Raw genomic sequence first — 25,769 nt, forward strand, 5'->3', positions numbered from 1 at the left:
AGCTTCGCTCCACGCTTCCTCCCCACATTCGGTCGCCCTCGTGCAGTTGCGCTTCGCTTCGTTCGCTGTGATCAACTTACGGCGGGACTTGCACCCGCAAGAGTGCGCTCATGCTGAGCGCACAAGGCAAAAGCCCGCTCGAGCGGGCTTTCTCCGTTGTGGGCCTGCCGGTCAAAAACCGGCTACAGCTCAGCGACGGCGGGCGTTGGCGGCGCGCAGCTCGGCGGCGAACGAGGGCATGCTGCTCTCGTACTGGGCGGCCAGGTCCAGCAGTTCGCGCTCGGCGCGGCGCTCAGCGGCCAGGGCCAGCTGGGCCTTGACGGAGGCGATCATGCGCAGCCACAGACGGGCGCCGATCGAGGCGAAGGAACCGCCGTGACGCACGTTGCGGTGAAGGGGAAGACCGAAGGTTTGGGATGCGACGCTCATGGCTTAACTCACTGTGTTGAAGCTCTTTTGGAGCCGATGACGAGATTATGGGGTAAACCCTAGTTTTGAATCCAATGAATCTTCGGCATTGGATATATAAATAGAAGACATAACTCACGTTTTGGCCCGCGATGAACTTCCGCACCCTCGATCTGAACCTGCTGCGGGTCTTTGACGCGGTGATGGCCGAGCGCAGCTTGACCCGCGCCGCCCAGCGCCTGGCGATGACGCAGCCGGCCGTCAGCCATGCGCTCAAGCGGCTGCGCGAGACCCTGGGCGAGGAGCTGTTCGTGCGCCAGGCCTTCGGCATGAAGCCGACCTCGCGGGCCGAAGGCTTGTGGCCCGAGGTGCGCGCCGCGCTGGACCGGCTGCGCCTGGTGCTGGACCCGGGCGACTACCAGCCCGACGAACAGGAGCAGACCTTCCGGATCGCGATGGCCGACGCCACCGCCGCGCTGGTGCTGCCGCCGCTGGTGGCCGAGCTCGAGCGCCTGCGGGCCCTGGCCAATGTCCACGTGCTGCCGCTGACCACGCGCGATCCGCGCTCGCTGCTGGAGCAAGGCGAGGCGGACTTCGCGCTGGGCTATTTCCCCGGCGCCGTCGCGGCACTGCAGGCCCAGGGCGTGATGAGCGCGATCCGCCAGCACCGGCTGTACGAGAGCGAATATGTCTGCGCGATGCGGCGCGACCACCCGCTGGCCGAGCTCGAGCTGGACCTGGACCGCTACTGCGCTGCCCACCATCTGCTGGTCAGCTTCTCGGGCCGGCCCCATGGCTTTGTCGACGAGGCACTGACAGCGCTGGGGCGCAGCCGCCGCATCATGCTGACGGTCAACCAGTTCTTCACCGCCGGCCGCATCGTCGCGCAGTCCGATCTGCTGACCGTGCTGCCGGCTTCCTTTGTCGAAGCCACAGGCTACAAGCACCGTCTGGTCGAGCGGCCACTGCCGATGCCGCTGGCGCGCGTCCATGTGGACATGCTTTGGCATTTGCGCAACGAAGAACGCAGCGCCCAGCGCTGGATGCGCCAACGGCTGGTGGAAGCGGCAACAGCGGCGACAATCGCTGCATGAGCACCACCGCCCCCTCCTCCCGCGACCTGAGCGACGCCGAGTTCGCCGAACTCGACGAACTGCTTGCCACCACCCCCGACCCGCTCGAAGCGCTGGATGCCTCCATGCTGGACGGCTATCTGTGCGGCGTGCTGGTCCAGCCCCGCCTGATCGAGATCGACGAGTGGCTGCCCAATATCTTCGACTACGACGGCGGCGTGCTGCCCGACGAGGTCGACCCGGTCTGGCTGGCACGCATCCGCGAGCTGGTCGAGCGCCGCCACACCGCGCTGAACCGCGCGATGGTGGAGGACGGCTGGTTCGACCCGGTCGTTCTCGACCTGGACGAGAACGCTACACCCGAGGCCCCCTCGCCCGACGACGATGCCGAGCAGGCCCAGGCGCGCGCCACCTTTGCTGAGATGAGCCCGATCTCGCGCACCTTGATGCCCTGGGTGGCCGGTTTCCAGCACGCCTGCCTGTGCTTCCCCGAGCTGGCCGACATGCCCGACGATGCGGTCATGGCCGCGCTGGCCCGCCTGTACCGCCATCTGCCGGCCGAGACGCCGCAAGAGAAGGAAATCGTCGCGACGCTGGACCGCGAGCATCCGCTCAAAGACCTCGACGACGCGATCGAGGAGCTGGTCGTCACGGTGGCCGATCTCTGTGATCTGACCCAGGAGCACCGCTACCGGGTCGAGACGCTCAAGCGCGAAGGCCCCAAGGTCGGCCGCAATGATCCCTGCCCTTGCGGCTCGGGGCGCAAGTACAAGGTCTGTCACGGTTCCAACTAGCGCAATGCGGCTGCAGCTGATCTCGGACCTCCACCTGGAGACCGAGAGCTACGAACCCCGCCCGGCCCCAGGTGCCGAGCTGCTCGTGCTGGCAGGCGATGTCGACAGCACGTGGCGCGGGCTATCGCTGTTTCGCGACTGGCCGGTGCCGGTGCTGTTCGTGCCCGGCAACCATGAGTACGACGGCCGCGATGTCGACAGCGCGCGCGCCGGCCTGCATGCGCTGGCGCGCGAACTCGGTTTTGTGATGCTGGACGACGCCAGTCTGGTGATCAACGACGGGGAAGGTCGGCGCGTGCGCTTTGTCGGCAGCACGCGCTGGAGCGACTTCGACCTGTTCGGCACAGCGCAGCGCGAGCGTGCGATGCGGGCGGCCGGATATTTCCAGCGGGTGATGGCGGCTACTCGCAACGGTCAACCTTTCGACGCCGCCGCGGTCCGTGACGAAGGCCTGCGCTGCCGCGACTGGCTGTCCGAGCAGCTCGCGCTCGGCGAGCAGGGCACGGGCTGGGACGCCACCGTGGTCATCACCCATTTCGCGCCCAGCATCCAGAGCGCTGATCCGCGCTACGGTCGCCAGCCCGGCACGGCAAGCTTCTGCAATGACGATGAGGCGCTGCTCAGCGGCGCGCGGCTGTGGCTGCATGGCCATCTGCATTGCCGGCATGATTACCGGCTCCACGGCTGCCGGGTGCTGTGCAATGCCCGCGGCCACGCTCGCAAAGGCGAGGCCGACGGCCATGACGGCCAGCGCCTGATCGAGGTATTCGACGAGCCAACTTGACGAGAATCAAGCCGTTGGGCCCGGGTCTTGTGCCAGACTGCGCCGACAGCCTCAACAACACAGGAGCAGAGACTATGAAAATCTTGGTCGCGGTCGACGGGAGTTCCTATACCAAGCGCATGCTGGCCTATCTGGCTGCCCACGATGAGTGGCTGGGTAATACGCACCAGTACACCGTCGTGCATGCGGTGCCGGCCGTGCCGCCACGCGCGGCCGCCGTGCTGGACAAGGAAGTGCTGAAAAGCTACTACGACGACGAGGCCGAGAAGGTCTTGAAGACCATCCGTACATTCTTTGGCAAACAGAAGATCCAGGCCGAATTCATCGCCAAGGTCGGTCCGGCCGCCGATGTGATCGCCGCGCTGGCCAACAAGGGCAAGTTTGATCTGTTGATGCTGGGCTCACATGGCCACAGCACCCTGGGCAATCTGGTGATGGGCTCGGTCGCCACCAAGGTGATGGCGCATTGCACCGCGCCGGTGCTGCTGGTGCGCTGAGCGGCGGACGAAAAAGTCAGTGACCGCTGCGCCGGCTCAGCCAGGCCAGCGGTGACTCCAGCGCAGCCCGGGCGGCGCGTTCTGACTCCAGCTCGTAGGGGGGCGGCTGACTGTTGGCGTAGCCGTCGTCGCCCTCCAAGCTCGCTTCCATGCCGAAAGCCGTGCCGAGATCGGCCGGGTCATGCACGTCGCTGGTAACTGAACTCTTGCGGAAAAAGCGCAAAGCTGGGGTGAATCGCATATCGAACCTCGCAAGTGTTCGTGGCTGTGGGGCTGAACTCAGTGTGCGCCGGCGCGCGCGCAGAAGAATCCCCAAAGTGGGTGGAAAAGCCCATGTAGTTGGGAAAACCGCACGCAATCACATTTGGCAACAATCCGATGCAACGCCGCGCCGCGTCATCGGGCCTACTACTTGACTGGTTTGATAGGTGTTGCGCCATCCCACTTGGGAAGGATGGTTGCGGACCTGGCTGCGTCTTAAGCTGCGCCTCGCACTGGCAAGCCCGCCTGCGCGACAACAACAATATCCGATGAACTTTGTAGTCCTCACCTGGCTGAGCCGGGCCATCGTCAGCGCCGTTGTGCTGAGCACCTTGTGGCTGGCCGCCATTACCGACAGCACCCAGCAGCGCCCCCGCTTCGTCGCTGGCGTGACTGCCAGCAACGAAGCACTGAACACCACGCCCAAGCGCTAAGCCAGGCTTAGCGCTTTTTTTGCGCCCAAGGCAAGCGCCTGGCCGATCTGGTCCAGCAGGGCCACCCGGGTCGGTGCGGCCACCAACTCCGACACCAACTTCCATTGGTGCCAGTACAGCGCGACGTCGACGCTGATCTCTGGCCTCAGGCACACCAGCTCGCCGCTGGCGATCAGCGCTCGCACCTGGAGCTCCGGCGCGACACCGACCCCCCACCCCATGCCCACGGCCCGCACATAGGCCTCGCTGGACGGCACATAGCGCTCGCGCAGGCGCGGCGCACGCACGCCAAAAGCCTTGGCCACCCAAAGCACCTGAGTGTCGTCCTTGCGGTTGAACACCATGAAAGGCGTCTGGGCGAAGTTGCCGGCCGTCAGCCCGTTCGGCAGCTGCTCGCGCATGAAGTCCGGGCTGGCCACCGCGACATAGCGCATCACCCCCAGTGGCTGCACCGTACAGCCGCGCAGCGCTTGGCGGACCGTGCTGACGCAGCCCAGCACCTCGCCCTGGCGCAGCCAATCATGGGTGAAGTCCTGATCGTCGACCACCAGCTCCAGCCCATAACCCTCGCGCAGCCCCTGCTGCACCACCGGTTCCAGCGCCGGCAGCACCCAAGTGGCCAGACTGTCGGCATTGATCGCGATCGCCACACGCTCGTGCGGCGCGGCGCGCGCGCCCAGCTCGCGCACCACATCGCTGCGCAGCGCCTGCAACTGGCGTGCAAAGCGCAGCAGCACCTTGCCGCCCTCGGTCAGCCGCAGCGGCCGCGAGCGCACAACTAACAGCTGGCCGACCTGGGCCTCCAGGCTGCGCAGGCGCTGGGAGACCGCGCTTTGCGTGATCGCCAGGCGCTGGGCGGCGCGCTCGAAGCTGCGTTCATCGGCCAGCGCAGCCAGGCAGTCGAGGCCGGCGGAGTCGAGGTCTTTCATAAGTTTGATTAATGTACTCCGACAAATATGAATATACCTTCATGAATACGTAGACCGTGCCGACAATCCGGCCACGCTGCACCTGCGCCGGCACGAGCCATCGCTGCGACAAACGTCCTGGGGCGGTCTGGGTCTGCAACTCTTGATGGAGCCGTTATGAAAATCGTCGTGTTGGGCGCGGGCATTATTGGCGTCAGCACCGCCTGGTATCTGCTGGAGCAGGGCCATGAGGTCACGGTGGTTGATCGGCAACCAGACGCGGCGCTGGAGACCAGCTTTGCCAACGGCGCACAGATCTCGGTGAGCTTCTGCGAGCCCTGGGCCAATGCCGGCGCGCCCTTCAAGGTGGCCAAATGGCTGTTGCGCGAGGACTCGCCGCTGCTGTTCCGCCCGCGCATGGATCCGGCCCAGTGGCGCTGGGGACTGAGCTTTCTGACCCAATGCACGACGTCGGCCTTCGAGCGCAATGTCGAGCAGCTGGTGCAGTTGGGCCGCTACAGCCATGCCTCGCTGAAGACCCTGGTCGCGCAGACGGGCATCGAGTACGAGCGCCTGGAGCGCGGCATCCTGCACTTTTTCTCCAGCCAGGCGGACTTCGAGGCCGGCGCGGTCGGTGCCGAGATCATGCGCCGCCATGGCGTCGACCGCCGCGTGTTGAACCGCGACGAAGTGCTGAAGGTCGAGCCGGCCCTGGCCGCCTTCGGCCCCAACATCCACGGCGGCACTTTCACGCCCAGCGACGAATCGGGCGATGCCCGGGTCTTCACGCAAAAGCTGGCCCAGCTGTGCGCCGAGCGCGGCGCCACCTTTTTGTGGAACCACGATGTGCTGGCGCTCGAACACAGCGGCGACAAGATCAGTGGCGCCCAGGTCGCTTCTCGCGAGACCGGCAAGAAACTCGCGCTGAAGGCCGACGCGTATGTCGCCGCGATGGCCTCCTACACGCCGGCGCTGCTGAAGCCGCTGGGTGAGTACTTGGCCATCTACCCGGCCAAGGGCTATTCGGCCACCCTGCGGCTTAAAAAGCCCGAGCAGGCCAGTGTCGTCAGCCTGCTCGACGACGGCCGCAAGATCGCGATCTCGCGCCTGGGCGACCATATCCGCATCGCCGGCACTGCCGAGTTGGCCGGCTTCGACACCGGCCTGGACAGCCCCACCTCGCGGGCCCGCTGCGCCTCGCTGGTCAAGCGCTACGAGGAGCTGTTCCCCGGCGTGGCCGACACCAGCGAACCCAACTACTGGACAGGCCTGCGCCCCAGTACGCCGACCAACATCCCCTATATCGGCCGCAGCAAGAAGGCGACCAACCTCTGGCTCAATGCCGGCCATGGCACCTTGGGCTGGACCCATGGCGCCGGCTCCGGCCATGCACTGGCCGAGCTGATGGCCGGCCGCGCGCCGGAGATGGATTTCGCCTTCTACGGCGACGCCTTGCCAGCGAAGCCGATCCGGAGCATGGCGAGCGCCTGAATAGGCGATCGCTGCGGGGCTCGCTACAATCCGCGCCCCCTCTCCTGATGCCGGATCTCCATGAGCTCGCCTGCAACGTTCTGCGCCATTGACTTCGGCACTTCCAACTCAGCCATCGCTATTCCACGCACCGACGGCCCCGGAATGCGCCTGGTCGAGCTGGAGCCCGGCCACCAGACCATGCCGACGGCGGTGTTCTATTTCGTCGAGGGCCGCCACGATGCCGATGGCCCGCCGCGCGCTTTCGGCCGTGCCGCTGTGGCCGCCTATGTGGAGGGCGCCGAGGGCCGCTTGATGCGCTCGATGAAGAGCATCCTCGGCTCGGGCCTGATCGACCAGACCACCGATGTCGGCGGCGGTCGCGGCGTCAAGTACGCGGACATCCTGGCCGGCTATCTGAAGCGCCTGCGTCAATGTGCAACAACGTCAGCGCTGGCGGCCGGCGCCGCCGCACCACTGAACCATCTGGTGCTGGGCCGCCCGGTATTCTTCGTCGATGGCGAGCCGGCGCGCGACGCCGCCGCCCAGGCCTCGCTGGAGGCGGCCGCCCATGCGGTGGGCTTCAACGATGTTCATTTCCAGTTCGAGCCTATCGCAGCGGCCTTCGACTACGAGAGTCAGATCAGCGACGAGCGCATCGTGCTGGTGGCCGACATCGGCGGCGGCACCTCGGACTTCTCCATCGTGCGCGTCGGACCCGAGCGCATGAAGCGCCTGGACCGCCGCGACGACATCCTGGCCAACCATGGCGTGCACATCGCCGGCACCGACTTCGACCGCCATATCGAGCTGGCCAGCATCCTGCGCGAGCTGGGCTACCGCTCGCACGGCCCCGAGCGCGCGGGCTCGCCGGCTCGCGAGGTGCCCAGCGGCGTCTACTTCGACCTCGCCACCTGGCATCTGATCAACACCGTCTACAGCCCCGGCCGCGTCTCGGAGCTGCGCGCGATGAAGAGCTTCTACGGCAACCAGGTCCATCACCAGCGCCTGATGACGGTGATCGAGGACCATCTGGGCCATGAGCTGGCGGCGCGGGCCGAGGGCGCCAAGATCGCCGTTTCCGGTGGCGGCGACACCGAGATTGACCTGAGCTTGGTCGAGCGCGGCTTGAGCGTGCCGCTGAGCGAGAAAGTGGCCGTTGAATCGCTGGATGCCGACATCAACCGCATCGTCCAAGCCGGCCATGAAACCGTGGCCCAGGCCGGATTGAAGCCCGAGCAGATCGACGCGCTTTATTTCACCGGCGGTTCGACCGGCCTGCGCTTGTTGGCCGACCGCATTTCGGCCGGCTTCCCGGCGGCGGCGGCGGTTCGTGGCGACCGTTTTGCCTCGGTCGCCACCGGCCTGGGCCTGCATGCAGCGCGGCTGTTCCGTCAATAAACGTCGTCAATAGCGGCCGCCCGAGTCTCGAACAGGCGGCCCGCGGCGCGCGGGCGGGCGCCGGGCCTCTTGCGGCCTGGGCTGGGGCCGCGACACATCGGCCAGGATCAAGCAGGCGCTGACCAGGCCCTCGACCGCCTCTTCCAGATCGCTGGGCGGCTCCAGCGTCTCGATCTCCTCCAGCAGATCGTCGGCGTCTTCCAGATCGTCCGGGTCCAGGTGCATGAACAGCGCGGCCAGCGGCTCCAGCAGCTCGCTGGCGTCCTGGCGCATCAGCTCGGGGAACACATCGGTCGCCAGCGCAAAGCCGGCCACCCATGGGTACACCACCTCGGAGGGCTCGGCCTCGTCCTCCAACTCGAACACCCAGGGATCGAACCACTGGCGCTCGGCGATGGCGCGATTGAGCTCCTGATGACGGCGCTTGGCGAGCGTCGTCAGCTCACGGCTGTCGAAACCCTGCGGCGCTGGTCGACCCTCGCCGTCCAGCACATAAGGCATCCACTGAAAAGCCTGCACGGCCTTGGGCTGCAAAAGCACCCCGACCAGATAGCCATCCAGCATGCTGATGTCCAGCGGCTCCAGCGGTGCCGGCACGCTGTCCAGCAAGGCCTGCAGGCGCTCCATCTCGGCCTCGCTGAGAGGCTGCGGCGCGGCCTTGGGCGCCGCAGCCGGCGGTGCGGCGGGGCGCTGGCGCGGAGCAGGACGGGCCGAGGAGGGGACAGGCGGGCGAGCGGGCGGACGCTTCGGTGAGGTACTCATGACCCTATTGTCCCAGTTCGCCCGTTCCCCCAATAGTGGGATAGCTGGCCAGCACGCAGCCCTCTACATTGCATCCATGCCCGGTGCCAGTGGCACCGGCGAACGTCCCAACGACGTCCTTGACTCAAGGACTTGCAACGCCCGCCCGGCAACCCCGGGTGGGCGTCTTTTTTGGGGGCTCGCTCAGCCGGCAGCCATCTCGAAGCCCTGGCCCAGCGCTTTCTTCAGATGCTCGGTGAACAGCCGCACCGGTCTCGGCGTCGTGCTGCTCCAGGGATGGATCGCATAGATGCCGTCGCCGAAAAATCCGGCCGGTCGCCAGTCGGGCAGGATCTCCTTGAGCCGACCCGCGCGCAGGGCCGGGGCGGCGCTGAAGTCAGGCAGCAGCGCGATGCCCAGGCCCGACAGCACTGCGTCGCGAAGGACCTCGCTATTGCCGGCGCGCAGCGGTCCCTGCACCGGCACCTTAAGCCGCTCCCCGGCGCGCTCGAACAGCCACACTGCCGGGCCGGGCCGCAGATAGGGCAGACAGGCATGCTGGGCCAGTTCGATCGGGTGGCCGGGTTCACCCCGCTTCTTCAGGTAGCTGGTGCTGGCCAGCAGCAGCGCCCGCGAAGCGCAGAGCTTGACGGCCACATGGGTGTCGGGCGGCGCGCTGGTGTGGCGGATCGCCAAATCGAAGCCCTCCTGGGCCAGCGGCACCAGCCGGTCCGACAAATCCAGCTCGATGCGGATCTCCGGGTAGAGCTCAAAAAAGCTCTCCAACTGCGGCGCCACATGCTGGCGGCCCAGCGCGACAGGCGCAGTGATGCGTAAGAGCCCGCGCGGCTGGCCAGCGGCGTCCCGAGCCTCGGCCAGGCTGCGGGTAATCTGCGCGAAGCTGGCCTCGGTCTCCTCGACCAGCCGCTGCCCGGCCTCGGACAGGCGCACCGAGCGAGTCGTGCGCGCGACGAGTTGCACCCCCATGGCCCGCTCCAGATCGGCGATGCGCTGGCTGATCGCGGCCTTGGACAGCGACAGTCGCTGCGCCGCCTTGGTGAAGCTGCCGACCTGGGCGATCACGGTCAGCGCATGCAGCTGGCCCCATAACAGCTCGTTGCGGAGCTCAGGTTTGGTGGTACTCATTGTTCGGATTATCGAACAATCAAATCGGCGACAGTGGATTGGCAGTCTGGGATGCGAGACCTAGACTGGCTCGATTCCAAACCAGGAGACCGCCATGGCCGCCCCCGTCGCATTCAGCAGCAGCAAGGACATCACCCACTACATCGGCGGCGCACAGGCCGAAGCCACCGCTGGCCGCAACCAGCCGGTCTACAACCCCGCCACCGGCGCGGTGGCGCGCCAGCTGCAGCTGGGCAGTGCGGCCGATGTCGACAAGGCCGTGGCCGTCGCCAAGGCCGCCTTCCCGGCATGGGCCGATGCGCCGCCGCTGCGCCGCGCCCGAGTGATGTTCAAGTTCCTGGAGCTCTTGAACCAGCACAAGGACGCGCTGGCCGCGATGATTACCGCCGAGCACGGCAAGGTCTTCACCGACGCCCAGGGCGAAGTGGCGCGCGGCATCGACATCGTCGAGTTCGCCTGTGGCGCCAACCAACTGCTCAAGGGGGACTACACCGAGCAGGTCTCGACCGGTATGGACAACTGGACCATGCGCCAGCCCTTGGGCGTGGTGGCCGGCATCACGCCGTTCAACTTCCCCTTCATGGTGCCGATGTGGATGGCGCCGCTGGCGATCGTGACCGGCAATGCCTTCATCCTCAAGCCCAGCGAACGCGACCCCTCGCCCAGCCTCTTCATCGCCGATCTGTTCAAGCAGGCCGGCCTGCCGGACGGCGTCTTCAACGTCGTGCAGGGGGACAAGGTGGTCGTCGACGCACTCTTGCACCATCCCGATGTGCGCGCGCTGTCCTTCGTCGGCTCGACGCCAATTGCTCAGTACATCTATCAGACCGGCGCGGCCAACGGCAAGCGCGTCCAGGCCCTGGGCGGCGCGAAGAACCATATGGTGGTGATGCCCGATGCCGATATCGAGCAGGCGGTCGACGGCCTGATCGGCGCGGCCTACGGCTCGGCCGGCGAGCGCTGCATGGCGATCTCGGTGGCGGTGCTGGTCGGCGACGTGGCCGACAAGATCATTGCGAAGCTGGCCGAGCGCGCGAAGGCCCTGAAGATCAAGAACGGCATGGAGCTGGACGCCGAGATGGGCCCGATCGTGAGCAGGGAGGCGCGCGACCGCATCGAGAACTACATTGCGGTCGGCGTCGAGGAAGGCGCCACACTGGTGGTCGACGGCCGTGGCCACCAAGTCACCGGCTTCGAGGGCGGCTTCTTCACCGGCGGCACGCTGTTCGATCATGTGACACCTGCCATGCGCATCTACAAGGAAGAGATCTTTGGCCCGGTGCTGGTCTGCGTGCGTGCCAAGGACTTCGCCGAGGCGGTACAACTGGTCAACGACCACGAGTACGGCAACGGTGTGGCCTGCTACACCAGCGACGGCAATGTGGCGCGCGAGTTCGCTCGCCGCATTCAGGTAGGCATGGTGGGCATCAATGTGCCGATCCCGGTGCCGATGGCCTGGCATGGCTTCGGCGGCTGGAAGAAGAGCTTGTTCGGCGATATGCACGCCTATGGCGAGGAAGGCGTGCGCTTCTACACCAAACAAAAGAGCGTGATGCAACGCTGGAGCTCCAGCATTGCCAAGGGCGCCGAGTTCGTCATGCCTACCAGCAAATAGCTCGGGGCGACTAAGGGCACAGCGCAACACCGGGCCTTTGGCCTAGGGATAGACTTAGGGGCTCTCACAGAACAAGCCCCTCAGCCATGTCCCTCAGCGAACAGTCGATCCTCGACGCCGTCCAGACCGTCATCGACCCGAACACCGGCCAGGATTTCGTCTCGGCCAAACAGCTGAAGAACCTGCGTATCGACGGCGGCGACGTCGCCTTCGAGGTCGAGCTCGGCTACCCCGCCAAAAGCCAGATCCCGGCCTTGCGTAAGGCCTTGACCGCCGCCGTTCGCGGCGTCTCCGGCGTCGAGAACGTCCACGCCAGCCTGTCCAGCAAGATCGTCGCCCATGCGGTGCAGCGCGGCGTGCAGCTGCTGCCCAAGGTCAAGAACATCGTCGCAGTGGCCTCGGGCAAGGGCGGCGTCGGCAAGAGCACGACCGCGGTGAATCTGGCGCTGGCGCTGGCCGCCGAGGGCGCGCGCGTCGGCATTCTCGATGCCGACATCTACGGCCCCAGCCAGCCGATGATGATGGGCATCAGCGGGCGGCCCGAGTCGGTGGACGGCAAGTCGATGGAGCCGATGGAGAACTACGGCGTGCAGGTCATGTCGATCGGGTTCTTGGTCGACAACGATGAGGCGATGATCTGGCGCGGCCCGATGGCCACTCAGGCGCTCGAACAGCTGCTGCGCCAGACCAACTGGGCCGACCTGGACTACCTGATCATCGACATGCCGCCTGGCACCGGCGACATTCAGCTGACACTCTCGCAGCGCGTGCCGCTGACCGGCGCCGTCATCGTCACGACGCCGCAGGACATCGCGCTGCTGGACGCCAAGAAGGGCGTCAAGATGTTCGAGAAGGTCGGCGTGCCGCTCTTGGGTCTGGTCGAGAACATGGCCGTGCATGTCTGCGAGAACTGCGGCCATGTCGAACACATCTTCGGCGAGGACGGCGGCAAGCGCATGGCCGCGCAGTACAAGATGGACTATCTGGGCGCGCTGCCGCTGAACCTGTCGATCCGCGTGCAGGCCGACAGCGGCCGGCCCAGCGTCGTCAGCGACCCTGACGGCGAGATCGCCGCGCTCTACAAGAGTGTGGCGCGTCAGATGGCCGTCAAGATCGCCCGCCAGGCCAAGGACTACTCGGCCAAGTTCCCCAGCATCTCCATCTCCAAGACCACCTGAGTGGTAAGCCAGCCAGCGATGAGCCAGCCAGCCCCCCCCGCCGCCGACAAGGCGCCCCGCCCTGCCCTTCGCGTGGCCGTGGTGATGGAGCGCGAGACCGCGCCCAATCAATGGGAGGACTGGCGCTACCGGCTCGTCGATGTGGTCGCGCATGAAGAGGCCTTCGGCAGCGCACCGCGCGTGCTGCGCGACGACGGCAAGATCCAGCGCAGCCTGTTCCCCGACCTCGGGCTGGAGCTATTCCCCGACGAGGCAGAGGGCTATTACCTGAATCTCAGTTCCGGCGCGCCGGTCTGGTTCGTGGTCTGGCGCCTCGATGACGAAGACCCCTCCCGAGCCTGGGCCGAGACCGTCAGCCTGTCCTATACCGAGGCCGGCCGCTGGCTGGATGCGCAGGAACGGGTCGACAACGTGCCGCTGCCAGCCGATGTGCGTGATTGGCTGCAGGCCTATACCGAACAGCACTACCGGCCCGAGCCCAAGAAGCGCCGCCGCCCGCAGTCCTTCGTCTCGCCCGGGGAGCGCAGCTGATGGCCGACCAGACGCAAGCGGCGACCGGCTTCTTCTCGCGCTGGTCGCAGCGCAAGGAGCAGGCGCGGGCCGCAGCGGAGCTTGTCGTCACCGAACCGGTGCCGCAAACAATCATTGAACCCGCTCCCGTTGCGGAGCCGGACCAGCCCCCACTGACGCTCGACGATGTCGCCCAGCTGCGCCACGAATCGGACTTCTCGCCCTTTGTCGCGCGCGGCGTCGATGAGGACGTCAAGCGCGCAGCGATGAAGAAACTGTTCTCCGACCCGCACTTCAATGTGATGGACGGGCTGGACATCTATATCGACGACTACAGCCAGCCCGACCCGATCCCGCCGGCGATGCTGCGGATGATGAACCAGTCGCAATTCCTCGGCTTGTTCGACCACGAGAAGCAAGAAGAAGAAAACGTGGAAACCGCGCAGCTCCAGACGACTGCCCCAATCCCTGCCCCCGAAGCCCTAGCCACCGCCAGCCATGACGACCCTGATCTGCGACTGCAACAAGACCATGCCCCTGGACAGCCGGCAGCTGATCCAGGCGCTCGGGCCTGAGGCCGGCGCGGGGCTAGAAACCCTGCACACGACGTTGTGCCGGCGCGAGGCCGGCGCCTTCCAGCGCGCGGCCAAGAGCGGCGAGGACCTGCTGGTGGCCTGCACCCAGGAGAGCCGCCTGTTCCTGGGCCTTAACGAGCAGACCGCCGGCGCGCCGGGCCTGGCCGAGCGGCCGATCCGCTTCGTCAATATTCGCGAGACGGGCGGCTGGTCCAAGGACGCGAAGGATGCCGGCCCGAAATTTGCCGCGCTGCTGGCCGTGGCCCAGTTGCCCGAGCCCGAGCCGGTCACGACCGTCAGCTACCGCTCCCAGGGCCGGGTGCTGGTAATCGGCCCGACCGAGCGCGCAGCGCGCGCGGCCGAGATGCTGGCCGACAAGCTGGAAGTCAGCCTGCTGGTGCAGGGCTCTGGCACGCTGGCTCAGCCGCGCACGATGGCCGTGCATGCCGGTGAGATCACACAGATCAGCGGCTGGCTCGGTGCCTTCGAGGTCAGTTGGCACAACGGCAATGCGATCGACCTGGATTTGTGCACCCGCTGTAATGCCTGCGTGGATGCCTGCCCCGAAGGCGCGATCGATTTCAGCTACCAAGTCGACATGGGCAAGTGCGGCAGCCACCGCGACTGCGTCAAGGTCTGCGAGGCGGCGGGGGCGATCAATTTCGATCGTGCGGTGCAGCAGTTCAGCGAGAACTTCGACCTGGTGCTGGACCTTGGCGCCCGGCCGCAGATCGCGCTGCACCAGCCGCCGCAGGGCTACTTCCATGCGGCCGATGACAAGAGCCTGATGGCGGCCGTGCTGCAGCTGCGCGAGGCCATCGGCGAGTTCGAGAAGCCCAAGTTCTTCAACTACAAGCAAAAGCTCTGCGCCCACAGCCGCAACGAGCAGATCGGCTGCACGGCCTGCATTGAGGTCTGCTCGGCCCAGGCGATCCGCAGCGACGCCTCGCTCAAGGGCAAGGGCAGCAAGGGCGGCACGGCCGCGCTGGCCGGCATCATCGTCGAGCCGCATCTGTGCGTCGGCTGCGGCGCCTGCACCACGGTCTGCCCCAGCGGCGCACTCAGCTATGCGACGCCACGGCCCGATGAGATGGGCAAGCGCATCCGGACGATGCTCAGCACCTACGCGCGCGCCGGCGGCCGCAACGCCGCGCTGCTGCTGCACAGCCAGGGCAGCGGGGCGAACCTGATCGGCGAGCTCGGCCGGGCCGCGCGCACCAGTAAGACCGTGCGCGGCGTGCCGGCGCGTGTGCTGCCGATGGAGGTATGGCATACAGCGTCCAGCGGCATTGAGCTGTGGCTAGCTGCTATCGCCTATGGCGCCAGCCAGGTCTGGGTGCTGATGACCGACGAGGAAGCCCCGGCCTACCGCGCCGCCGTGCAGGCCCAGATGGAGGTGGCCCAGACCATCCTGCACGGCTTGGGGTTGCAGGGGCAACACCTGGCCATGATCTCGGCCAGCGAGGTGGCCCGGCTGGATACCGCGCTGCAGGCCGCGCCCGCACAGACGGTCGCCAAGCCCGCCAGCTTCAGCGTGCAGGCCGACAAGCGCGCCAGCCTGGAACTGGCCATCGAGCATCTGCTGGCCCAGTCCGCCGCGCCGCCGGAGGCGATCGCGCTGCCCGCACCTGCCAGCCCGCTAGGCAGCCTGATCGTCGATGCCGATCGCTGCACCATGTGCCTGAGCTGCGTCAGTGCCTGCCCCGAGGCCGCGCTGGCCGACAACCCCGACAAGCTGCAACTGCGATTCATCGAGAAGAACTGCGTGCAATGCGGGCTGTGTGCCGGCACCTGCCCCGAGCAGGCCATCACCTTGGAGCCGCGCCTGTGGCTCGCAGACAGCGGCAAGGCCCGCAAGGAGCAACGGGTACTCAACGAGGTCGAACCCTTCTGTTGTGTGCGCTGCGCCAAGCCCTTCTCGACCCCCAACGCCGTGCAGCTGATGATTGCCAAGCTCGGTGGGCATGCGATGTTCCAGGGCGCCGGCGCGCAGCGCCTGAAGATGTGTGCCGACTGCCGCGTGATCGATATGCACAGCAACCCGAATGAAGTGAGGATCACCGATCTATGAGCAGCGCCGCAGCGATCAACTGGAGCACGCCGGACGACAGCGAGGAGCTGGCCCGCGCCGAGGTCTATGGGCTGCTAGCCAGCCTGTATTACGCGCCGCCGTCGACCGAGCTTTATGAACAGCTCAGAGTCGCGGTGACCGAGGCGCCCAGCGCCGGCGGCTTCCTGGAAGGCAGTTGGTCCGAGCTCGTCGCTGCCTCGCGCCGCCTGGGGCTGGCCGAGATCGACGCGGAGTATGGCGCGCTGTTCGGCGGCGTCGGCAAGCCGGAGATCTTTCTGTATGGCAGTTGGTTCATTGCCGGGTATCTGAACCAGAAGCCGCTGGCCGATCTGCGCACCGACCTGGCCCAGCTGGGCCTGGAGCGAGCCGACGCGGTGCTAGAGACCGAGGACCATATCGCCAGCCTCTGCGAGGTGATGCGCTACCTGATCGCAGGCGAAGATCTGACCGTCAGCAATCTGGCCAGCCAGCAGCGCTTCTTCAACAGCCACATGCGGCCCTGGATCGACGCGCTATGCGATGCGATATGCGCACATCCGCGCGCCGACTTCTATCGTGCGCTCGCCGGTTTCACGCGCGACTTCTGCGCCGTCGAAGCTCAAGGCTTCGATCTGCTGGAGGCATGAGATGTCCGAGGGTGTCGGTCGGAATCCACAGACGCGCCAGCGACAACGTAATTTCCCTAGTACCCTGCGCACCGCCGAGTCCTACATTTAGGGGACGAGTCGGCACCTGGTCCGCTGCCTAAAAACGGGCCCACACTTTCTCGGAGCATGAAAGTATGAAGAACAACATCGTTGGTGAATCCTCGAGCCCGACCGAATCCTTGCTGCAACGCCGCGGCGTTCTGCTGGGCGCGGGTGCCGCAGGCGCGGCCCTACTCGCGGCCAAGACCCTGACCGGCACCGCGCCGGCCGCCCCGGTAGTGGCCGAAGTCGCCAAGACACTGGCCGAGACCGGTAGCGGTTATCAAGTGACGCCGCATGTGCTGCGCTACTACGAAACCGCCCGTTCCTGATCGTCGGCCCCGGCCACTGCATTGACGGGCCCCAGGCCCTCTGGAGACATCATGCTGCTCACGCGCAAATCCTCGGCCCAGGCGGGTAGCCCGGCCGCCTCAGGTCTTGTCAACAGTCTGTCGCGCGGCGTCGCCCGTGCGATTCCGACCATGGACCGCCGCGTCTTCCTGCGCCGTTCCGGCCTCGGCGTGGGGGCAGGTCTTGCCGCCACCCAGCTGAGTCTGGTTCAGAAGAAGGCTCATGCGGCCGATGCACCGGCCGCCGGCGCCGAGCGCAAGGTGGAAGTCAAACGTACCGTCTGCGGCCACTGCTCGGTGGGCTGCGCGGTCGATGCCGTGGTCGAGAACGGTGTGTGGGTGCGCCAGGAGCCGGTATTCGATTCGCCGATCAACCTCGGCGCCCATTGCGCCAAGGGCGCGGCGCTGCGCGAGCACGGCCACGGTGAGCACCGGCTGCGCACGCCGATGAAGCTGGTGGGCGGCAAATACGAGAAGATCACCTGGGATGTGGCGCTCAACGAGATCAGCGCCAAGATGCTGGAGCTCAAGAAGCAAAGCGGTCCGGATTCGATCTTCGTCGTCGGCTCCAGCAAGCACAACAACGAGCAAGCCTATTTGCTGCGCAAGTGGGTCAGCCTCTGGGGCACCAATAACTGCGACCACCAAGCGCGCATCTGCCACTCCACCACGGTGGCCGGCGTCGCGAACACCTGGGGCTATGGCGCGATGACCAATTCGTACAACGACATGCGCAACTCGCGCGCGGCGATGTACATCGGCTCGAACGCCGCCGAAGCCCACCCGGTTTCGATGCTGCACATGCTGCACGCGAAGGAAACCGGATGCAAGATGGTGGTCGTCGACCCACGCTTCACCCGCACGGCAGCCAAAGCAGACGACTATGTGCGCATTCGCTCCGGCTCTGACATCCCCTTTGTCTTCGGTCTGGTCTATCACATCTTCAAGAACGGCTGGGAAGACAAACGCTACATCCAGGACCGCGTCTACGGCATGGAGAAGGTGCGCGACGAGATCATGAGCAAGTGGACACCGGACAAGGTGTTCGAGGCTTGCGGCGTCGATGAGGCGACCGTCTACAAGACCGCCAAGACCCTGGCAGACAACCGTCCCAGCACCATCGTCTGGTGCATGGGCCAGACCCAGCACACCACCGGCAACGCCGTCGTGCGCGCCTCCTGCATCCTGCAGCTGGCGCTGGGCAACGTCGGCGTCAGCGGCGGCGGCACCAATATTTTCCGCGGCCACGACAACGTGCAAGGCGCGACCGATGTAGGCCCGAATCCCGACTCGCTGCCCGGCTACTACGGCCTGGCCGAAGGCTCGTGGAAGCACTTCGCCAAGGTCTGGGACCTCGATTTCGAGTGGATCAAGAAACAGTACGCGCCGGGCATGATGACCAAGCCCGGCATGACAGTCTCACGCTGGATCGACGGCGTGCTGGAGAAGAACGAGCTGATCGACCAGGACAGCAATCTGCGCGGCCTCTTCTTCTGGGGCCATGCACCGAACTCGCAGACCCGTGGCCTGGAAATGAAGAAGGCGATGGACAAGCTCGACCTGCTGGTCGTCGTCGATCCCTTCCCCTCGGCCACCGCCGCGATGGCGGCGATGCCTGGCGAGGAGGTGAATCCGAATCGGGCCGTATACCTGCTGCCGGCCTGCACCCAGTTTGAGACCAGCGGCTCGTGCACCGCATCGAACCGCTCGATCCAGTGGCGCGAGAAGGTCATAGAGCCGCTGTGGGAATCGCGCACCGACCACATGATCATGTACCAGTTGGCCCAAAAGCTGGGCTTCGACAAGGAGCTGGTCAAGAGCCACAAACTGGTCAAGGGCAAGGGCGGCATGGATGAGCCCGAAGTCGAGTCCATCCTGAAGGAAATAAACCGCAGCGTCTGGACCATCGGCTACACCGGACAGAGCCCTGAGCGCTTGAAGGCGCATATGCGCAATATGAACGTCTTCGATGTGAAGACGCTCAAGGCCAAGGGCGGCATCGACAAGGAAACCGGCTACAAGCTCGACGGCGACTACTTCGGCCTGCCCTGGCCCTGTTACGGCACACCCGAACTCAAGCACCCCGGTTCGCCCAATCTGTACGACACCTCCCGGCATGTGATGGAGGGCGGCGGTAACTTCCGCGCCAATTTCGGCGTCGAGCGCGAGGGCGTCAGCCTGTTGGCCGAGGATGGTTCGCACTCCAAGGGCGCCGAGATCACCACCGGCTACCCCGAGTTCGATCATCTGCTGTTGAAGAAGCTGGGCTGGTGGTCTGACCTGAGCGAGGCCGAGCAGAAGGCCGCCGAGGGCAAGAACTGGAAGACCGACCTGTCCGGCGGCATCCAACGCGTCGCGATGGCGCACGGCTGCCACCCCTTCGGCAATGCCAAGGCGCGCGCCGTGGTCTGGAACTTCCCCGATCCGATTCCTCAGCACCGCGAGCCGCTGTACTCGACCCGGCCAGATCTGGTCGCCAAGTACCCGACCCACGACGACAAGAAGGCCTTCTGGCGCCTGCCCACGCTCTACAAGAGCGTGCAGGAGAAGAACAAGGACATCGGCAAGACCTTCCCGCTGATCATGAGCTCGGGTCGTCTGGTCGAGTACGAGGGCGGCGGCGAGGAAACCCGCGCCAACCCCTGGCTGGCCGAGCTGCAGCAGGAGATGTTTGTCGAGATCAACCCGGCCACCGCCAACGACCGCGGCATCCGCAACGGCGAGGACGTCTGGATCACGACCCCGACCGGCGCCAAGCTCACCGTCAAGGCCCTGGTGACCGAGCGGGTGGACCGCGAGACTGTCTGGCTGCCCTTCCATTTCTCGGGCCGCTGGCAGGGCGTGGACCTGCTCAAGTACTACCCCGAGGGCGCAGCGCCCATCGTGCGTGGCGAGGCCATCAATACCGCGACCACTTATGGCTACGACAGCGTGACCATGATGCAGGAGACCAAGACCACGGTCTGCCAGGTCGCCAAGGCCACCGCATAACAAGCCACGGAGACTCTCATGGCAAGAATGAAATTTATCTGCGACGCCGAGCGTTGCATCGAGTGCAACGGCTGCGTCACCGCCTGCAAGGCTGAGCATGATGTGCCCTGGGGCGTGAACCGCCGCCGCGTAGTCACGCTCAACGACGGTGTCGCCGGCGAGCGCAGCATCTCGGTGGCCTGCATGCACTGCTCCGACGCACCCTGCATGGCCGTCTGCCCGGTCGACTGCTTCTACCGCACCGACGAAGGCGTGGTGCTGCACGACAAGGACATCTGCATCGGCTGCGGCTACTGCTCCTACGCCTGCCCCTTCGGTGCGCCGCAATTCCCCAGCAACGGCGCCTTCGGCCTGCGCGGCAAGATGGACAAGTGCACCTTCTGCGCCGGCGGCCCCGAAGAACATGGCAGTGCCGCTGAAAACGAAAAGTACGGTCGCAACCGCCTGTCCGAAGGCAAGCTGCCGGCATGTGCAGAGATGTGCTCGACCAAGGCCTTGCTTGGCGGCGATGGCGACATCGTGGCCGACATCTTCCGCAGCCGAGTGCTGCAGCGCGGCAAGGGCAGCGAGGTCTGGGGCTGGGGCACCGCCTACGGCAAGCCTACGCAGGGCGCGGCTGCGCCCGCCGGCGAGGTGCGCAAGTGAAGGCCCGCCTGTTGATCGCCACGGCCGCTAGCCTGCTCGCCCTGGCCGGCTGTGAACGCGCCCAGACCCAGGATGCATCGGAGCGCAAGATCGATGCTCCCGCCTGGGCCAAGTCCGACGGCGCCAACCCAGCGTATGCGGCAAGCGGTTTCAAGCCAGGCGACAAGATCGCCTGGGAAAACCAGTTGCGTGCACGCGCCCAGGCGCAAAACGATTACGTGCGCTGAGCACCAACGGAGAGCCGCGATGCACGATTCGATCACCCGTTCATGGGTCAGGGCAACCGCCGGCTTTGGCATGGCCGCGCTGCTCTGGACCGGCGCACTGGCCCAGACCGCGACCGACCCGGCCGCTGTTCCCGCGCTCTCGGCTTCGGCCCCAGCCGGCTTCGTCGCCCCAGCGTTGCCGCAGGCCGATGAAAGCAATGCGCTGCGTGCCAAGAGTCAACCCGGCAATAACGCGCCGTTCTGGCGCGGCGTGCGCGAGTCGGGTGTCGAAAAAGGCATCAGCAACCTACCCGGCGTGGAGAAGGGCGTGCTGATCCAGGAGTTCGTGCAGTACCCGGGCTCGCGCCTGACCACCGCGGGCGAGGCCTGGCGCCAGGTGCGCAACAACTGGATCATTCCCTACGGCGGCGCGTTGCTGGGCATCGCGGCGCTGGCGCTGGCGCTGTTTTACTTCAGCAAGGGCACACTGGGAGGCCATACGCCCGATACTGGCCGCAAGATCGAGCGCTTCACCTATTTCGAGCGTGCCGCGCACTGGAGCAATGCGATCGCCTTCAGTGTGCTGGCGATCTCCGGCATCGTGATGGCCTTCGGCAAGTTCTTCCTCTTGCCCATCATCGGCGCCACCTTGTTCGGCTGGCTGACTTACGCGCTGAAGACCGCGCACAACTTCGCCGGCCCGCTGTTCGCCGTGTCGCTGATCATCGTGTTCCTCACCTTCGTACGCGACAACCTGCCGACCCGCCATGACTGGACTTGGCTGCGCCGGGCCGGTGGCATGTTCGGCGGCCATGAGGTGCCCTCCGAGCGCTTCAACGCCGGCGAGAAGGTGGTGTTCTGGGGCGGCGTGTTCTTCCTCGGTGCCATCGTCGTCGCCTCCGGTTTGGTGCTGGACATGCTGATCCCCGGCCTGCTCTATACCCGTGGCGATATGCAGATCGCGCACATGATCCATGCGATCGCGGCCGTGCTGATGATGGCCCTGTTCCTGGGCCACATCTATATGGGCACGCTGGGCATGAAGGACGCCTACAAGGCGATGAAGACCGGCTATGTCGACGAAGCCTGGGCACGCGAACACCACGAGCTCTGGTACGACGATATCAAGGCCGGCAAGATCCCCGCGCAGCGCACGCAGCCGGCCAAGCCGGCCGATGGCGTCGTTGCCCAGCATTGAGACCGACAAGAGACAAGGACTAGCAGCCATGCGCGCACTCACCAAGACTCTGGCCCTGGCCCTGCTGGCCGCCGGCTCGGCCTGGGCCAAGCTGCCCGCCCCCAGCGACGAGGCCAAGGCCGCTGCCGCCGTCACGGCCGCCAAGAACGCCTGGAACGACAAGGTCGGCGGCTACCAGCTGTGCCAATCGATGAACCGCGTGGCCGAGCACTACCGCAAGACGGCGAAGGCCGAGGGCCGCACAGCCGCCGCCCCGATGGACACGCCCGCCTGCGCCGACCCCGGCGCCTTCGTGCCGCCGGTCGCCGCCTCGGCACCGCCGCTGGAGGCCGCCGGCGCCCACTCGCCGGCCAAGACTGCAGTCGCTCCACCCAGCGGCAAGGCCACTGCGGCCGAGCAGCAGGGTCAGCCGAAGAAGTAAGAGAAGAGCTCCGGCAGTGGCGCCGTGAGCGCCCTGCTCTGTCCTGCACATGCAAAATTTCTGGCCCGCCAGCGGCTATGCCCTGCTGAAACGCGACCCACGCGGCTGGTTGTGCCCTAGCGATGCCTGGCTGCGCCGCCTCGTCCTCGAGCTGCCGCAACTGGCCCTGGTCGACGAGTCCTGCCCGGCCGAGATCGCGCTGCACCAAGCCCTCGCCGACGCGCCTATGCAATCCGTCAGCGAGGCGCAGCTCGGTGCGCTGGTCGATGAGGACGCGCGCGACAACTACCGGCTTTTCCTTGGCTTTCGCGATGCCCTGCTGGCGGCCGGCACCCTGGAGGCCTACTACCTAGCGCTGATGCGCTCCGGTCGCATCACGGTGCCACCGCTGTTCGTCGACCTGATCGTGCAGGCCATCGTCCGCCATCTGCTCGACGATAGCCAGGACGCCTTCGAGGCCCGCGCCGCCGAGCTGCTGTTCCGCCCGCAACGCCTGAGCCTGCTGGATGGCCGGCTGATCTCGGCCGACCTCGCCACCGTGGACCTGCTGCAGGAGACCGCCGGCCTGGGCGACATCGGCCGCCTGTTGCGCCAGAGCCAGGCCCCGCTGCCGCCCACCGTGGTGCAGGTGCTCAACATCGACAACGCCCCCGAGTACTGGGCCGATGCACAGCGCCACCGCTTTGCACTGGACCTGACCCACGAGATCAGCAATGAGCTGGGCCACGGTCTGGCGATCAAGTTGGTGCATGTCCACTCCGGCTTGAAGGCACTGTCCCGCGTGATGGAGCGCTGGCTGGCCCACCTGCTGGGGCTGCGAGTCTCGATCACGCCGCTTCAGCGCATCGATGACGAGGCCTGGCGCTGGCATGTCGGCCTCGACACGGAAGCGATGCGCCTGCTCAACGATCTGTATGCCGGCGCCGAGGTCGAAGCCGAGCGGCAACGCCGCCTGATCAGCCTGTTTCGACTCGACTTTGCCGACCCGGCCGAGATGCGCGCCGATGTTGCCGGCAAGCCGGTCTATCTGGGCCTGGCGATGACGGCCGATCAGCAGCTGCGCCTGAAGCCGCAGAACCTGCTTCTCAATCTGCCGCTGGCCAGCTCGCTGCTTCAATGAGTGCATTCAGCGAAAGCCTGCAGACCGCATTGGACCTGGTGACGCAAGCCGATCCGGTGCTGCTGCGCACGGTGGGCCTGTCGCTGTCGGTCAGCGGGCTGGCCTGCGCCTTTGCCGCCGGCTTCGGGCTTGCGGCGGGCGCCTGGCTGGCGGTCACACGGATGCCGGGCCGGCGCCTGCTGCTGACCCTGCTGAACACCTTGCTGGCCCTGCCCTCGGTGGTGGTGGGGCTGGTGGTCTATCTGCTGCTGTCGCGCAGCGGGCCGCTGGGTAGCTGGGGCCTGCTGTTCACGCCCGGCGCGATGGTGATCGCGCAGACCATCCTGGTCGTGCCAGTGGTGGCCGCGCTGTCACAACAACTGGTCAGCGATGCCTTGCGCGAGGGTGGCGAGCAACTGCGCTCGATGGGGGCCGGCGGTTTCACCACGGGTCTGCTGCTGCTGCTCAACGAGCGCTGGGCCGTGGCCACCGTGCTGCTGACCGCCTTCGGCCGCGCGATCTCCGAGGTCGGCGCGGTGATGATCGTCGGCGGCAATATCGACGGCGTCACCCGCGTCATCACGACCACCATCGCGCTGGAGACAAGCAAGGGTGATCTGCCGCTGGCGCTGGCGCTGGGCCTGGTGCTGCTGGCCATCGTCGGTGTGATCAATATCGGCATCGCGACCATGCGCCGCGTACAAGGCCCCTCGGGAGCGCTGGCGCGATGAGCATGGACATGGGCCTGGGCAGCACGCTGCTGCATCTGCAGGACCTGGGCGTCAGCTATGGCCGGCTCACTGCGCTGCAAGGCGTCAACCTGCAGGTGCAGCGCGGCGACTTCATCGCGCTGATCGGCGCCAACGGCTCAGGCAAGACCACCTTGCTGCAGGCCCTACACGGCCTGCTGCCGCACAGCGGCACGCGCAGCGTCGCCAGCCCGGCACCCGCCCAGGTGATGGTGTTCCAACGCCCCTTCATCCTGCGCCTGTCCGTCTGGAACAATCTGCGCGTGGCGCTGTGGCTGGCCGGCGTGCCCGCTGCCCAGCGGGCGGCTCGAGCCCGGGAGGCGCTGGCGCGGGCCGGCCTGCTGGAGCTGCGCGAACGGCCGGCCCGTGCACTCTCGGGCGGACAGCAACAGCGCCTGGCACTGGCGCGGGCCTGGGCTGCCCGGCCCGACATCCTCTTCCTCGACGAGCCCACCGCCAATCTCGACCCGACGGGCAAGAAAGAGGTCGAGGCCCTGCTGGCCAGCTTCCGCGCCGAGGGCATGACGCTGTTGATGAGCACCCACAATCTAGGCCAGGCCAAGCGACTGGCCAACCGGGTGGTTTACCTGGACCACGGCCGCATGCTGGCCAACCAGGCCACCGCCGACTTTTTCAACGACCACGCGGATGACCGCACCGGTCTCTTTCTCAAAGGGGAATTGAAATGGGATTTGTGAAGACGATGGGCCGCCGCAGCCTGTTGGCCTGCCTGGTCGCGCTAGGCGCCGGCAGCAGCCCGATCGCCTGGGCCCAGGACAAGGTCATCGTGATGGCCTCGACCACCAGCACCGAGCAGTCGGGCCTGTTCGCTCACCTGCTACCGGCCTTCAAACGCGCCAGCGGCATCGAGGTGCGCGTGGTCGCGCTGGGCACCGGCCAGGCGCTGGACATGGGCAGGCGTGGGGATGCCGACGTGCTGTTTGTGCACGACGTCGCGGCCGAGGAGAAGTTCGTCGCCGATGGCTTCGGGCTGGCGCGCAGGCCGGTGATGTACAACGACTTTGTGCTGGTCGGCCCCAAAGCCAACCCGGCCGGCGTGGCCGGCAAGGACATCGCAGCGGCGCTCGCCAAGCTGGCGGCCAGCAAGTCCGGATTTGTTTCGCGCGGCGACAAGAGCGGCACCCATGCCGCCGAGCTGCGCTACTGGAAGGTCGCCGGCATCGACAACCCGGCCGCCAAGACAGCAGCATTGACCATGGACTACCGGGAATGCGGCTGCGGCATGGGCCCGGCGCTCAATATCGCGTCCAGCAGCGACGCCTACTCACTGAGCGACCGCGGCACTTGGCTGTCCTTCAAGAACCGCGGCAATCTGACCATCGTGCTGGAAGGCGACAAGCGACTCTTCAACCCCTATGGCGTGATCGTCGTCAATCCCGCCAAGCACCCACACACCAAGACCGCGCTGGCCCAGGCCTTCTCGGACTGGGTGGTATCGGACGAGGGCCAGGCCACGATCGCCAGCTACAAGATCGGTGGCGAGCAGCTGTTCTTCCCGGACGCCAAGCGCTGAGGCGCGCAGAACAGGCACACTGGC

28 protein-coding genes are annotated in these 25,769 nt (G+C 66.4%); 23 read left to right on the top strand and 5 right to left on the bottom strand.

The window, feature by feature from the left end:
- Positions 1 to 189 precede the first annotated feature (189 nt).
- Positions 190 to 429: a hypothetical protein gene (locus tag OOZ63_RS10510; protein WP_137945109.1), complete on the bottom strand. Its 240-nt coding sequence runs from the start codon at positions 427 to 429 to the stop codon at positions 190 to 192.
- 131 nt (positions 430 to 560) lie between these two features.
- Here OOZ63_RS10510 and OOZ63_RS10515 point away from each other — a divergent pair, with 131 nt between their 5' ends.
- From OOZ63_RS10515 to OOZ63_RS10530, 4 genes are all read left to right on the top strand, one after another.
- On the top strand, positions 561 to 1,502 hold the full coding sequence (locus OOZ63_RS10515) for a LysR family transcriptional regulator (RefSeq protein WP_266005408.1): 942 nt from the start codon (positions 561 to 563) through the stop codon (positions 1,500 to 1,502).
- Positions 1,499 to 2,275 carry a UPF0149 family protein gene (locus tag OOZ63_RS10520; protein ID WP_266005409.1) on the top strand — a complete coding sequence of 259 codons (777 nt, stop codon included), beginning with the start codon at positions 1,499 to 1,501 and terminating at the stop codon, positions 2,273 to 2,275. The genes OOZ63_RS10515 and OOZ63_RS10520 overlap by 4 nt, the downstream gene beginning before the upstream one ends.
- A 4-nt stretch (positions 2,276 to 2,279) precedes the next feature.
- Positions 2,280 to 3,059 (top strand): metallophosphoesterase, encoded by a 780-nt coding sequence (locus tag OOZ63_RS10525; protein ID WP_266005411.1) that lies wholly within the window; start codon positions 2,280 to 2,282, stop codon positions 3,057 to 3,059.
- A 74-nt stretch (positions 3,060 to 3,133) separates the two neighbouring features.
- Positions 3,134 to 3,556, top strand: coding sequence for a universal stress protein (locus OOZ63_RS10530; RefSeq protein WP_266005412.1), 423 nt, complete (start codon positions 3,134 to 3,136; stop codon positions 3,554 to 3,556).
- Between the two features lie 16 nt (positions 3,557 to 3,572).
- Here OOZ63_RS10530 and OOZ63_RS10535 read toward each other — a convergent pair whose 3' ends face one another.
- A complete protein-coding gene (locus OOZ63_RS10535; protein ID WP_266005413.1) occupies positions 3,573 to 3,797 on the bottom strand; it encodes a hypothetical protein in 225 nt (74 codons plus the stop codon).
- 289 nt (positions 3,798 to 4,086) lie between these two features.
- Here OOZ63_RS10535 and OOZ63_RS10540 point away from each other — a divergent pair, with 289 nt between their 5' ends.
- The gene (locus tag OOZ63_RS10540) at positions 4,087 to 4,251 is read left to right on the top strand and encodes a hypothetical protein (RefSeq protein ID WP_266005414.1); all 165 of its coding nucleotides are present in this window, start codon (positions 4,087 to 4,089) and stop codon (positions 4,249 to 4,251) included.
- Here OOZ63_RS10540 and OOZ63_RS10545 read toward each other — a convergent pair.
- Positions 4,248 to 5,180, bottom strand: coding sequence for a LysR family transcriptional regulator ArgP (locus OOZ63_RS10545; protein WP_266005415.1), 933 nt, complete (start codon positions 5,178 to 5,180; stop codon positions 4,248 to 4,250). The genes OOZ63_RS10540 and OOZ63_RS10545 overlap by 4 nt on opposite strands.
- 156 nt (positions 5,181 to 5,336) lie before the next feature.
- On the opposite strand from OOZ63_RS10545, the gene OOZ63_RS10550 reads away from it, so the two are divergent.
- Both OOZ63_RS10550 and OOZ63_RS10555 read left to right on the top strand, forming a co-directional pair.
- The gene (locus OOZ63_RS10550; protein WP_266005416.1) at positions 5,337 to 6,650 is read left to right on the top strand and encodes a D-amino acid dehydrogenase; all 1,314 of its coding nucleotides are present in this window, start codon (positions 5,337 to 5,339) and stop codon (positions 6,648 to 6,650) included.
- Between the two features lie 60 nt (positions 6,651 to 6,710).
- Positions 6,711 to 8,030 carry an Hsp70 family protein gene (locus OOZ63_RS10555; RefSeq protein ID WP_266005418.1) on the top strand — a complete coding sequence of 440 codons (1,320 nt, stop codon included), beginning with the start codon at positions 6,711 to 6,713 and terminating at the stop codon, positions 8,028 to 8,030.
- A 6-nt stretch (positions 8,031 to 8,036) separates the two neighbouring features.
- Here the strand turns inward: OOZ63_RS10555 and OOZ63_RS10560 are convergent, their stop codons facing one another.
- Together OOZ63_RS10560 and OOZ63_RS10565 are read right to left on the bottom strand one after the other, a co-directional pair.
- Entirely contained in the window at positions 8,037 to 8,792 is a 756-nt protein-coding gene (locus OOZ63_RS10560) for a YecA family protein (protein ID WP_266005419.1), read from the bottom strand.
- Positions 8,793 to 8,975: 183 nt separating this feature from the next.
- A complete protein-coding gene (locus tag OOZ63_RS10565) occupies positions 8,976 to 9,917 on the bottom strand; it encodes a LysR family transcriptional regulator (protein WP_266005420.1) in 942 nt (313 codons plus the stop codon).
- A 94-nt stretch (positions 9,918 to 10,011) separates the two neighbouring features.
- Here OOZ63_RS10565 and OOZ63_RS10570 point away from each other — a divergent pair, with 94 nt between their 5' ends.
- The 16 genes from OOZ63_RS10570 to OOZ63_RS10645 all read left to right on the top strand — a co-directional run bounded on the left by OOZ63_RS10570 (position 10,012) and on the right by OOZ63_RS10645 (position 25,745).
- The gene (locus tag OOZ63_RS10570; protein WP_266005421.1) at positions 10,012 to 11,532 is read left to right on the top strand and encodes a CoA-acylating methylmalonate-semialdehyde dehydrogenase; all 1,521 of its coding nucleotides are present in this window, start codon (positions 10,012 to 10,014) and stop codon (positions 11,530 to 11,532) included.
- Positions 11,533 to 11,618: 86 nt separating this feature from the next.
- The gene (apbC, locus tag OOZ63_RS10575; RefSeq protein WP_266005422.1) at positions 11,619 to 12,710 is read left to right on the top strand and encodes an iron-sulfur cluster carrier protein ApbC; all 1,092 of its coding nucleotides are present in this window, start codon (positions 11,619 to 11,621) and stop codon (positions 12,708 to 12,710) included.
- A gap of 18 nt (positions 12,711 to 12,728) precedes the next feature.
- The gene (locus OOZ63_RS10580; RefSeq protein ID WP_266005423.1) at positions 12,729 to 13,241 is read left to right on the top strand and encodes a DUF3305 domain-containing protein; all 513 of its coding nucleotides are present in this window, start codon (positions 12,729 to 12,731) and stop codon (positions 13,239 to 13,241) included.
- Positions 13,241 to 13,795 carry a DUF3306 domain-containing protein gene (locus OOZ63_RS10585; protein ID WP_266005424.1) on the top strand — a complete coding sequence of 185 codons (555 nt, stop codon included), beginning with the start codon at positions 13,241 to 13,243 and terminating at the stop codon, positions 13,793 to 13,795. The genes OOZ63_RS10580 and OOZ63_RS10585 overlap by 1 nt, the downstream gene beginning before the upstream one ends.
- Entirely contained in the window at positions 13,719 to 15,866 is a 2,148-nt protein-coding gene (locus OOZ63_RS10590; protein ID WP_266005425.1) for a 4Fe-4S dicluster domain-containing protein, read from the top strand. The genes OOZ63_RS10585 and OOZ63_RS10590 overlap by 77 nt, the downstream gene beginning before the upstream one ends.
- The gene (locus tag OOZ63_RS10595) at positions 15,863 to 16,492 is read left to right on the top strand and encodes a TorD/DmsD family molecular chaperone (RefSeq protein WP_266005427.1); all 630 of its coding nucleotides are present in this window, start codon (positions 15,863 to 15,865) and stop codon (positions 16,490 to 16,492) included. The genes OOZ63_RS10590 and OOZ63_RS10595 overlap by 4 nt, the downstream gene beginning before the upstream one ends.
- Positions 16,493 to 16,647: 155 nt before the next feature.
- On the top strand, positions 16,648 to 16,884 hold the full coding sequence (locus tag OOZ63_RS10600; RefSeq protein ID WP_266005429.1) for a formate dehydrogenase: 237 nt from the start codon (positions 16,648 to 16,650) through the stop codon (positions 16,882 to 16,884).
- Positions 16,885 to 16,935: 51 nt separating this feature from the next.
- The gene (locus tag OOZ63_RS10605; protein WP_266005430.1) at positions 16,936 to 19,893 is read left to right on the top strand and encodes a formate dehydrogenase subunit alpha; all 2,958 of its coding nucleotides are present in this window, start codon (positions 16,936 to 16,938) and stop codon (positions 19,891 to 19,893) included.
- 18 nt (positions 19,894 to 19,911) lie between these two features.
- Positions 19,912 to 20,538, top strand: coding sequence for a formate dehydrogenase FDH3 subunit beta (gene fdh3B / locus OOZ63_RS10610; protein ID WP_266005431.1), 627 nt, complete (start codon positions 19,912 to 19,914; stop codon positions 20,536 to 20,538).
- Positions 20,539 to 20,549: 11 nt separating this feature from the next.
- Positions 20,550 to 20,765, top strand: coding sequence for a hypothetical protein (locus OOZ63_RS10615; protein ID WP_266005432.1), 216 nt, complete (start codon positions 20,550 to 20,552; stop codon positions 20,763 to 20,765).
- Positions 20,766 to 20,784: 19 nt separating this feature from the next.
- Positions 20,785 to 21,942 carry a formate dehydrogenase subunit gamma gene (locus OOZ63_RS10620; RefSeq protein WP_266005433.1) on the top strand — a complete coding sequence of 386 codons (1,158 nt, stop codon included), beginning with the start codon at positions 20,785 to 20,787 and terminating at the stop codon, positions 21,940 to 21,942.
- 28 nt (positions 21,943 to 21,970) lie between these two features.
- Positions 21,971 to 22,363 (top strand): hypothetical protein, encoded by a 393-nt coding sequence (locus tag OOZ63_RS10625; protein WP_266005434.1) that lies wholly within the window; start codon positions 21,971 to 21,973, stop codon positions 22,361 to 22,363.
- 49 nt (positions 22,364 to 22,412) lie between these two features.
- Complete coding sequence (locus tag OOZ63_RS10630; RefSeq protein WP_266005435.1) at positions 22,413 to 23,483, top strand: DUF6352 family protein; 1,071 nt, start codon at positions 22,413 to 22,415, stop codon at positions 23,481 to 23,483.
- Positions 23,480 to 24,193 carry an ABC transporter permease gene (locus tag OOZ63_RS10635; RefSeq protein WP_266005436.1) on the top strand — a complete coding sequence of 238 codons (714 nt, stop codon included), beginning with the start codon at positions 23,480 to 23,482 and terminating at the stop codon, positions 24,191 to 24,193. Before OOZ63_RS10630 ends, OOZ63_RS10635 begins: the two co-directional genes overlap by 4 nt.
- The gene (locus OOZ63_RS10640) at positions 24,190 to 24,909 is read left to right on the top strand and encodes an ATP-binding cassette domain-containing protein (protein WP_266005437.1); all 720 of its coding nucleotides are present in this window, start codon (positions 24,190 to 24,192) and stop codon (positions 24,907 to 24,909) included. The genes OOZ63_RS10635 and OOZ63_RS10640 overlap by 4 nt, the downstream gene beginning before the upstream one ends.
- Positions 24,897 to 25,745, top strand: coding sequence for a substrate-binding domain-containing protein (locus tag OOZ63_RS10645; protein WP_266005438.1), 849 nt, complete (start codon positions 24,897 to 24,899; stop codon positions 25,743 to 25,745). The genes OOZ63_RS10640 and OOZ63_RS10645 overlap by 13 nt, the downstream gene beginning before the upstream one ends.
- Positions 25,746 to 25,769 lie beyond the last annotated feature (24 nt).

The organism is Paucibacter sp. PLA-PC-4 (assembly GCF_026241155.1).
Taxonomy (GTDB): domain Bacteria; phylum Pseudomonadota; class Gammaproteobacteria; order Burkholderiales; family Burkholderiaceae_C; genus Roseateles_E.

Coding starts and splice junctions, on each gene's coding strand:
- OOZ63_RS10620 (WP_266005433.1), top strand. CDS start 20,785: ATGCACGATTCGATCACCCGTTCATGGGTCAGGGCAACCGCCGGCTTT.
- OOZ63_RS10565 (WP_266005420.1), bottom strand. CDS start 9,917: ATGAGTACCACCAAACCTGAGCTCCGCAACGAGCTGTTATGGGGCCAG.
- OOZ63_RS10580 (WP_266005423.1), top strand. CDS start 12,729: ATGAGCCAGCCAGCCCCCCCCGCCGCCGACAAGGCGCCCCGCCCTGCC.
- OOZ63_RS10640 (WP_266005437.1), top strand. CDS start 24,190: ATGAGCATGGACATGGGCCTGGGCAGCACGCTGCTGCATCTGCAGGAC.
- OOZ63_RS10595 (WP_266005427.1), top strand. CDS start 15,863: ATGAGCAGCGCCGCAGCGATCAACTGGAGCACGCCGGACGACAGCGAG.
- OOZ63_RS10625 (WP_266005434.1), top strand. CDS start 21,971: ATGCGCGCACTCACCAAGACTCTGGCCCTGGCCCTGCTGGCCGCCGGC.
- apbC (WP_266005422.1), top strand. CDS start 11,619: ATGTCCCTCAGCGAACAGTCGATCCTCGACGCCGTCCAGACCGTCATC.
- OOZ63_RS10630 (WP_266005435.1), top strand. CDS start 22,413: ATGCAAAATTTCTGGCCCGCCAGCGGCTATGCCCTGCTGAAACGCGAC.
- OOZ63_RS10510 (WP_137945109.1), bottom strand. CDS start 429: ATGAGCGTCGCATCCCAAACCTTCGGTCTTCCCCTTCACCGCAACGTG.
- OOZ63_RS10555 (WP_266005418.1), top strand. CDS start 6,711: ATGAGCTCGCCTGCAACGTTCTGCGCCATTGACTTCGGCACTTCCAAC.
- OOZ63_RS10545 (WP_266005415.1), bottom strand. CDS start 5,180: ATGAAAGACCTCGACTCCGCCGGCCTCGACTGCCTGGCTGCGCTGGCC.
- OOZ63_RS10525 (WP_266005411.1), top strand. CDS start 2,280: ATGCGGCTGCAGCTGATCTCGGACCTCCACCTGGAGACCGAGAGCTAC.
- OOZ63_RS10515 (WP_266005408.1), top strand. CDS start 561: ATGAACTTCCGCACCCTCGATCTGAACCTGCTGCGGGTCTTTGACGCG.
- OOZ63_RS10585 (WP_266005424.1), top strand. CDS start 13,241: ATGGCCGACCAGACGCAAGCGGCGACCGGCTTCTTCTCGCGCTGGTCG.
- OOZ63_RS10590 (WP_266005425.1), top strand. CDS start 13,719: ATGACGACCCTGATCTGCGACTGCAACAAGACCATGCCCCTGGACAGC.
- OOZ63_RS10550 (WP_266005416.1), top strand. CDS start 5,337: ATGAAAATCGTCGTGTTGGGCGCGGGCATTATTGGCGTCAGCACCGCC.
- OOZ63_RS10600 (WP_266005429.1), top strand. CDS start 16,648: ATGAAGAACAACATCGTTGGTGAATCCTCGAGCCCGACCGAATCCTTG.
- fdh3B (WP_266005431.1), top strand. CDS start 19,912: ATGGCAAGAATGAAATTTATCTGCGACGCCGAGCGTTGCATCGAGTGC.
- OOZ63_RS10530 (WP_266005412.1), top strand. CDS start 3,134: ATGAAAATCTTGGTCGCGGTCGACGGGAGTTCCTATACCAAGCGCATG.
- OOZ63_RS10560 (WP_266005419.1), bottom strand. CDS start 8,792: ATGAGTACCTCACCGAAGCGTCCGCCCGCTCGCCCGCCTGTCCCCTCC.
- OOZ63_RS10540 (WP_266005414.1), top strand. CDS start 4,087: ATGAACTTTGTAGTCCTCACCTGGCTGAGCCGGGCCATCGTCAGCGCC.
- OOZ63_RS10635 (WP_266005436.1), top strand. CDS start 23,480: ATGAGTGCATTCAGCGAAAGCCTGCAGACCGCATTGGACCTGGTGACG.
- OOZ63_RS10520 (WP_266005409.1), top strand. CDS start 1,499: ATGAGCACCACCGCCCCCTCCTCCCGCGACCTGAGCGACGCCGAGTTC.
- OOZ63_RS10645 (WP_266005438.1), top strand. CDS start 24,897: ATGGGATTTGTGAAGACGATGGGCCGCCGCAGCCTGTTGGCCTGCCTG.
- OOZ63_RS10535 (WP_266005413.1), bottom strand. CDS start 3,797: ATGCGATTCACCCCAGCTTTGCGCTTTTTCCGCAAGAGTTCAGTTACC.
- OOZ63_RS10605 (WP_266005430.1), top strand. CDS start 16,936: ATGCTGCTCACGCGCAAATCCTCGGCCCAGGCGGGTAGCCCGGCCGCC.
- OOZ63_RS10570 (WP_266005421.1), top strand. CDS start 10,012: ATGGCCGCCCCCGTCGCATTCAGCAGCAGCAAGGACATCACCCACTAC.